General features: G+C 67.8%; 4 protein-coding genes and 4 pseudogenes. 4 read left to right on the forward strand and 4 right to left on the reverse strand.

What is annotated here, in order from left to right:
* A partial coding sequence (locus tag ABZ070_RS34710) for a hypothetical protein (protein ID WP_356639882.1) occupies positions 1–959 on the reverse strand: 959 nt, incomplete at its 3' end.
* Between the two features lie 57 nt (positions 960–1,016).
* On the opposite strand from ABZ070_RS34710, the gene ABZ070_RS34715 reads away from it, so the two are divergent.
* The gene (locus ABZ070_RS34715; RefSeq protein WP_356639884.1) at positions 1,017–1,682 is read left to right on the forward strand and encodes a hypothetical protein; all 666 of its coding nucleotides are present in this window, start codon (positions 1,017–1,019) and stop codon (positions 1,680–1,682) included.
* Positions 1,683–1,915: 233 nt separating this feature from the next.
* Positions 1,916–2,988 (forward strand): annotated as a pseudogene (locus ABZ070_RS34720) (ISAzo13 family transposase); the annotation flags it as partial.
* A gap of 465 nt (positions 2,989–3,453) precedes the next feature.
* Here ABZ070_RS34720 and ABZ070_RS34725 read toward each other — a convergent pair.
* Together ABZ070_RS34725 and ABZ070_RS34730 are read right to left on the reverse strand one after the other, a co-directional pair.
* A complete protein-coding gene (locus tag ABZ070_RS34725; RefSeq protein WP_356639886.1) occupies positions 3,454–4,509 on the reverse strand; it encodes a class I SAM-dependent methyltransferase in 1,056 nt (351 codons plus the stop codon).
* Positions 4,510–4,778: 269 nt separating this feature from the next.
* A pseudogene (locus ABZ070_RS34730) lies at positions 4,779–4,925 on the reverse strand (transposase); the annotation flags it as partial.
* Positions 4,926–5,069: 144 nt separating this feature from the next.
* Here ABZ070_RS34730 and ABZ070_RS34735 point away from each other — a divergent pair.
* Positions 5,070–5,282: pseudogene (locus ABZ070_RS34735) on the forward strand (helix-turn-helix domain-containing protein); the annotation flags it as partial.
* Between the two features lie 30 nt (positions 5,283–5,312).
* On the opposite strand, the pseudogene ABZ070_RS34740 reads toward ABZ070_RS34735, so the two are convergent.
* Positions 5,313–5,555 (reverse strand): annotated as a pseudogene (locus ABZ070_RS34740) (transposase); the annotation flags it as partial.
* Between the two features lie 74 nt (positions 5,556–5,629).
* Between ABZ070_RS34740 and ABZ070_RS34745 the strand changes: the two are divergent.
* A complete protein-coding gene (locus tag ABZ070_RS34745; protein ID WP_356639888.1) occupies positions 5,630–5,848 on the forward strand; it encodes a leucine zipper domain-containing protein in 219 nt (72 codons plus the stop codon).
* Positions 5,849–5,952: the final 104 nt, after the last annotated feature.

Below are 5,952 nucleotides of genomic sequence, written 5' to 3' on the forward strand. Positions count from 1 at the left end.
GAGCCGAGCCCGGAGCCGGAGCCGACTGTGGAGCCGAGCCCGGAGCCTGAGCCGACTGTCGAGCCGAAGCCCGAGCCGAGCCCGGAGCCGGAGCCGACCGTGGAGCCGAAGCCCGAGCCGAGCCCGGAGCCGGAGCCGACCGTGGAGCCGAAGCCCGAGCCGGAGCCGACCGTCGAGCCGAAGCCCGAGCCGAGCCCGGAGCCGGAGCCGACCGTCGAGCCGAAGCCCGAGCCGAGCCCGGAGCCGGAGCCGACCGTCGAGCCGAAGCCCGAGCCGAGCCCGGAGCCTGAGCCGAAGCCCGAGCCGAAGCCCGAGCCGAGCCCGGAGCCTGAGCCGACCGTCGAGCCGAAGCCCGAGCCGAAGCCCGAGCCGAGCCCGGAGCCTGAGCCGACTGTCGAGCCGGAGCCGGAGCCGACTGTCGAGCCGAAGCCCGAGCCGAAGCCCGAGCCTGAGCCGACTGTCGAGCCGGAGCCCGAGCCGGAGCCTGAGCCGACTGTGGAGCCGAGCCCGGAGCCGGAGCCGACTGTGGAGCCGAGCCCGGAGCCGGAGCCGACTGTGGAGCCGAAGCCCGAGCCGAGCCCGGAGCCTGAGCCGACTGTCGAGCCGAAGCCCGAGCCGAGCCCGGAGCCGGAGCCGACTGTCGAGCCGGAGCCTGAGCCGACTGTGGAGCCGAGCCCGGAGCCTGAGCCGACTGTGGAGCCGAAGCCCGAGCCGGAGCCTGAGCCGACTGTCGAGCCGGAGCCTGAGCCGACTGTGGAGCCGAGCCCGGAGCCGGAGCCGACCGTCGAGCCGAAGCCCGAGCCGACTGTCGAGCCGAAGCCCGAGCCGAGCCCGGAGCCTGAGCCGACCGTCGAGCCGAAGCCCGAGCCGACTGTGGAGCCGAGCCCGGAGCCTGAGCCGACTGTGGAGCCGAAGCCCGAGCCTGAGCCGACCGTCCACACCTCGACTGGCAAGGTCATCACAATCCGATGAACGATCCACGGATCACATCCGAGGACGAGGCGGCTACCAGACAATTGGATGCAGTTCGGCGTCCTGAACCCGCCTCGACCGACGACGACGGATACAGCGCGACCGCTCTGGAGAGCCACTGGTTCGAGCTGCCGGAGCAGTCGGCCACTACCAGGCTGGCGGATACGGTCCGGGCACCGGAGCCGGAACACCACATCGCCCCCGACCGGGTGGACGCCGCCGTCCACCGCTTCGGTCCGGGCGTCACCGCGGCCGCCCTTCGGCACGGAACACCACCGCCTCAACCGGCCATCTCGGCAAGACCCCGCAGGTATTCTCTGGCGTTCCTGCGCCGTTACACGCTGGCTGCCCTGGTACTGCTGGGGGTCCTGGGGTATTTCGCCTGGCAGCGCCTCGGGCCGGACCTCGCAGTGCAGGAGGTATCCGTACGAGCCACACCCAAGGCGCCGGCCTGCGCCAGTACGACGGACGTGGTGGGCGTGGTGAACACTAACGGAAGGGCCGGGACACTGACTTACCGCTGGGTCCGCAGCGACGGCACGGACTCAGGGCCGCTGCGGGAACCGGTGTCCCGCGGACAGCGTAAGGCGAACCTCCACCTGCTCTGGAGTTTCAACGGCAAAGGCATCCATCCCGCACGGGCCGAGCTGCGGATCATCTCGCCCACTGCGCATACAGCGTCCGTCAACTTCACCTACCGCTGCCGGTGACCGCCGTGCCGGGCGGCCACCCCTCAACGATGGGTACCTCGGGCCTGCGCTGAGACCATCCCTGCCAGACGACCCCGTTATCTCTTTCGCGGTCCTGCAATAGGGCCGCTGGCCTCCGGGCCCGGCATGACTGTTGCCCTGTCGAAGAGATGGCAATGCCGTTGCTTTAGTACTGCAACGGCCCTTTCGTGACGGTGGGATAGTCGGATCGTTGTGCTGGTCATGGTGTCTCGCGGCGCCGTGGGATTTACCTGGTGAGCGAGGCGGCCGCGCTTGGCCAGGGCGGGATCACGCTGGTGGTGGCCGCTTCTGGCGCCAGTGCGGCCACCATCGCACGCGGGATCGCCGAGCTGTCCGGGCGCCGTTTACCAGGCGGGCGGATCCGGGCTCCAGGAGCCGGCCGTGAGCCGGTGACGGTCAACGACCCCGGTCTGCTGCCGCGCTTGAAGTTCTGATCGAGCGGCACACCCGGGGTGATCCGGTCTCGCCGTTGCGCCGACCACACTCTTGCTGCGGTCCCTGTCCTCGGCGCTGACCGCTTCAGGGCCACCGGGTCAGCGCGGCGACCGTTGGGCGCCTGCTGCACGCCGTGTGATACAGCCTGCAGGGAACCGCCAAGGCCACGGAAGGTGCCAGTCATCCGGACCGGGATGCCCAGTTCACGCACATCAACGCCACCGCCGGGGCCTTCCTCGAAGACAACCAGCCGGTGATCAGCGTGGACACCAAGCCCAGGAGTGGCTTGGCAACCGCGACCGACCGCCGACGCATTTGGCAGCCGGGCAAGAACCCCAACGGTGTGGACTGCTGCACGTTCACTAGCAGTGACCAGCCGGTCGCCATCCCTTACGGCATCTCGACATCGCCCGCAACAGCGGCTGGGTCAACGTCGGGACCGACCACGACACGGGCGAGTTCGTGGTGGAATCCATCCGCCCCGGTGGCTCGCAAGAACGCGGACGGGACGACCACCGGACGCCGGCCGACTGCGGTGGTTCCAACGACCCCCGCCGCTGGACATGGAAGAAGCACCTCGCCGCCTTCGCCCTGGAAAGCGGACTCGAGATCACGGTCTGCCACTTCCCATCCGGAACATCGAAGTGGAACAAGATCGAACAACGGATGTTCTGCCATCACCGCGAACTGGCGCGGCAGGCTCCTGACCAGCTACCAGGTCGTCATCGAGACCATCGCCGCCGCGACCGCTCACGCCGGGCTCAGAATCGGAGCCGAACTCGACACAGGCCGATACGACTTGGGCACCACAGTCCCACCCGTCGAATTCCATGCCCTGCCGATCACACCCCATGTGTGTTCCTCGCGCACGGCCTCGTCGGCCGCGAGACGCTGCAGGCAGTGGGAGTGCACACCCCGCGGCTGGTTCAGCACGGCATCAGCCGGATACAGGTCTCCTGGCCAGCCGCGTCAGAACGCGTCGTGCAGCAGGTGGCAGACGTTCGCGTCGTTGACCGCTTCCTGGCCGGCCCCGTGGCCTGCCTCGCCGCGTACGTCACCGATGCGACCACACAGGGCTCTTTTCGGGCGGGTTCCGGGGCTGGCGGTGAGAGCGCTGCTGCGCGGATGGGGAAGTGCTCGGTCAGAGCTCTGTTACCCCTCCTCTCTTGGAGGGGCGCGTTCTCGGGCCTTCAGACGGGCGGGTAGAGTTCTCTGCAGGGTCCGCTTCTCTTTGAGCGGGGGCACCCTGGCCTCCAGCTCTCGCCCTGATGACGAGTGCGCGGGCGGGGTCTGCCACTCCGAGCGGTGGCTCTTGTCAGTCGCGTCGGGCGATGACGCGATATGCGTTGGACAGCCGGGTGCGGCGCACGAGTGGGGCGAGGAGTTGGTCTGCTGCGCATGCCGCGATCAGGAACGGCGCCGCGGCCAGCACCAGGAGTACACGGGTCAGACGCGAAGCGAAGCGCGGACGTTCGGGGAGCCATGGAGCGTCGTCTGGTGGCAGGACGCGGGTGAGGCGGAACCATGCTGCGACGGTCAGGTCGACCGGTATGTGTGGTTCACGGCGGTCGACGGCCATGACGGTGAAGCCGTGGGTGGACAGTTCCTGGCATAGGTTGGCGACCGGTATCAAGTGTAGGTGCTGCGGTTGCAGCCACGGCACCCACCACTTGCCCAGCAGCCGCCCGTAAATTGACTCGGGGTCGGGTACCTCGATCATCAGATGCCCGCCGGGGCGCAGTGCGGTCCGTGCGGCGGCCAGCTCCTTCTTCGGGTCGGGGGTGTGCTCCAGGTAGTGGAACATGCTCACCACGTCGTACCGCCCGGCCATCTCGTCCACCAGGTCGACGAAGAAGCCCCGGTAGGCATGGGAGATCCGGCCCTCTGCGGCCGCGCACTCCACGCCCTCGCAGTTGTCGAGCCCGTCGAACACCGTCGTTGGCAGAACCTTCCTGGCCGCCTGACAGAAGTGGCCGTGCGAGGTGCCCACGTCCAGCCATCTGTCCGACCGGGCTACGCGGAGCATCGCCCGCGCGCTGGTCCGGAAGCGCTTGGTGCTGCCTCTCCCCTGGAACAGCTTCGCGGTGGTTTCTTCCCCCAGGCCGTCGTAGAAGTCCCGGTAGTAGAAGTCCAGCCCCTCCTGGCTAAGCTGGGGGTTTTGAAATATGTGCCCACAGTTGCGGCACTGGTCCAGCACGAACCGGCCCGGCTTGAGCTGGACCAGGTCGGTGGTACTCAGCCGTTCCCGCAGCCGTGGAGAGGCGCACCACGGGCATTCGACCCGCCGCGACAGGTGGAACCGTTCGGTGCCGTGCGCCAATTCTGCCAGGTAATCAGGGCGCCGGGCGGCGATTTCTTTGCTACGTGCCATGGTCTTTGCCGCTTTCTTGTTGCCGTGGCCCAGGTCAGCTCGTCGGCCAGGGAGCGGGTCGGTGGTTCAGCGTAACGGAGGTCGCGGACGCAGCGTCGTCTGCGGGAGATCCAGGACAGGCTCCGTTCGACAACCCACCTGCGGGACACGACGACGAAGCCGGGGACGTCGTTGCTGCTCGACGGTGAGTTCCAGCGTTCCTTTGCCCAGGTCACGAGCCTGCCGACTTATCCGCCATCGGTCCATACCAAAGTCATGCGGTAGTGGATCTACCGCGGCCGGGCGAGCAGGGGCCGGGCGCCGTCACGATCCTGCACCGAGGCCGCGGGCACCAGTACGACCAGCGGGAGACCGAGCGTGTCGACCGCGATGTGCCGCTTGCGCCCGTTCAACTTCTTGCAGGCATCCCACCCCCGGCTGCGGCCAGAACGGTCTTGGCTGCCCGAATCGACCGCTAGTGACCTGAGTCAGAGATTCGTCGTTGGTTCAGTGTGAGTCGAGGACCGAAGATCCCGCCATTGTCGGTAACTGATGCCCAGCGGGTTGTGCTTGAGGGTTGGGTGCGTCGGCGTTCGACGGCTCAGGCGCTGGTCTTGCAGTCACGGATCGTGCTTGAGTGTGCCGAGGGTCATTCGATCGCGGAGGTGTCGCGTCGTCTCGGGGTGGTTCCCGAGACGGTCCGCACGTGGCGCCGGCGCTTTCTGGACCGTGGCCTGGACGGCATGTGTGACGAGCCCAGGCCCGGTGTGCCGCGCAAGATCTCCGACGCGGACGTCGAGCGGGTGATCGTCAAGACGTTGGAGGACGCCGCGGCGGATGAGTTTGTCCGTCAACAGGCCGAACCACCGCTCGACCTGGTTCATCCAGGAGGAGCCGGTGGGGTTAAGTGGACGTGGAAGCGCGGGTGTTTTCCGAGCCACGCCGTGATCTCGGCGGTGTTGTGGGTGCGTGGCGTAATTGTCACAGACCAGGTGGACATCGAGGCCGGCGGGCACGACCTTGTCGATCCGGGTCAGGAACTTCTTGAACTCGATGGCCCGGTGGCGGCGGTGCAGTGCTGATATGACGCTGCCGTCGGCGATGTTGAACTCTAGGCTCCACACCACACATGGAGGTCTTCGTGTCCCACCGTAATGCCCGGCTGACCGTTCACGGCAGGCGGATCCTGGTCGAACGTGTCCTGTCCGGTCGCCCGATCGCGCACGTTGCCGCGGAGATGGGCATATCCCGGCCCACGGCCCACAAATGGGTCCGCCGCTGGCGGACCGAGGGCGACGCGGGCCTGGCCGGCGGTGAGAACGAATGCGAGGGCCGGCAATTGCCGTCGGCGGCGAGGTGAATCTTCGTGCTTGCGACCTCGTGGGTGATTAGCGTGAGGTCGTGCTGGGGTAGCGGCTGGTGTTGTGATCACGTCTGTGCGGCGGGCAGTGCGAGTGTTTTGTT

Origin of the sequence: Streptomyces sp. NPDC006283 (assembly GCF_040613325.1) — a bacterium.
Lineage (GTDB): Bacteria > Actinomycetota > Actinomycetes > Streptomycetales > Streptomycetaceae > Streptomyces.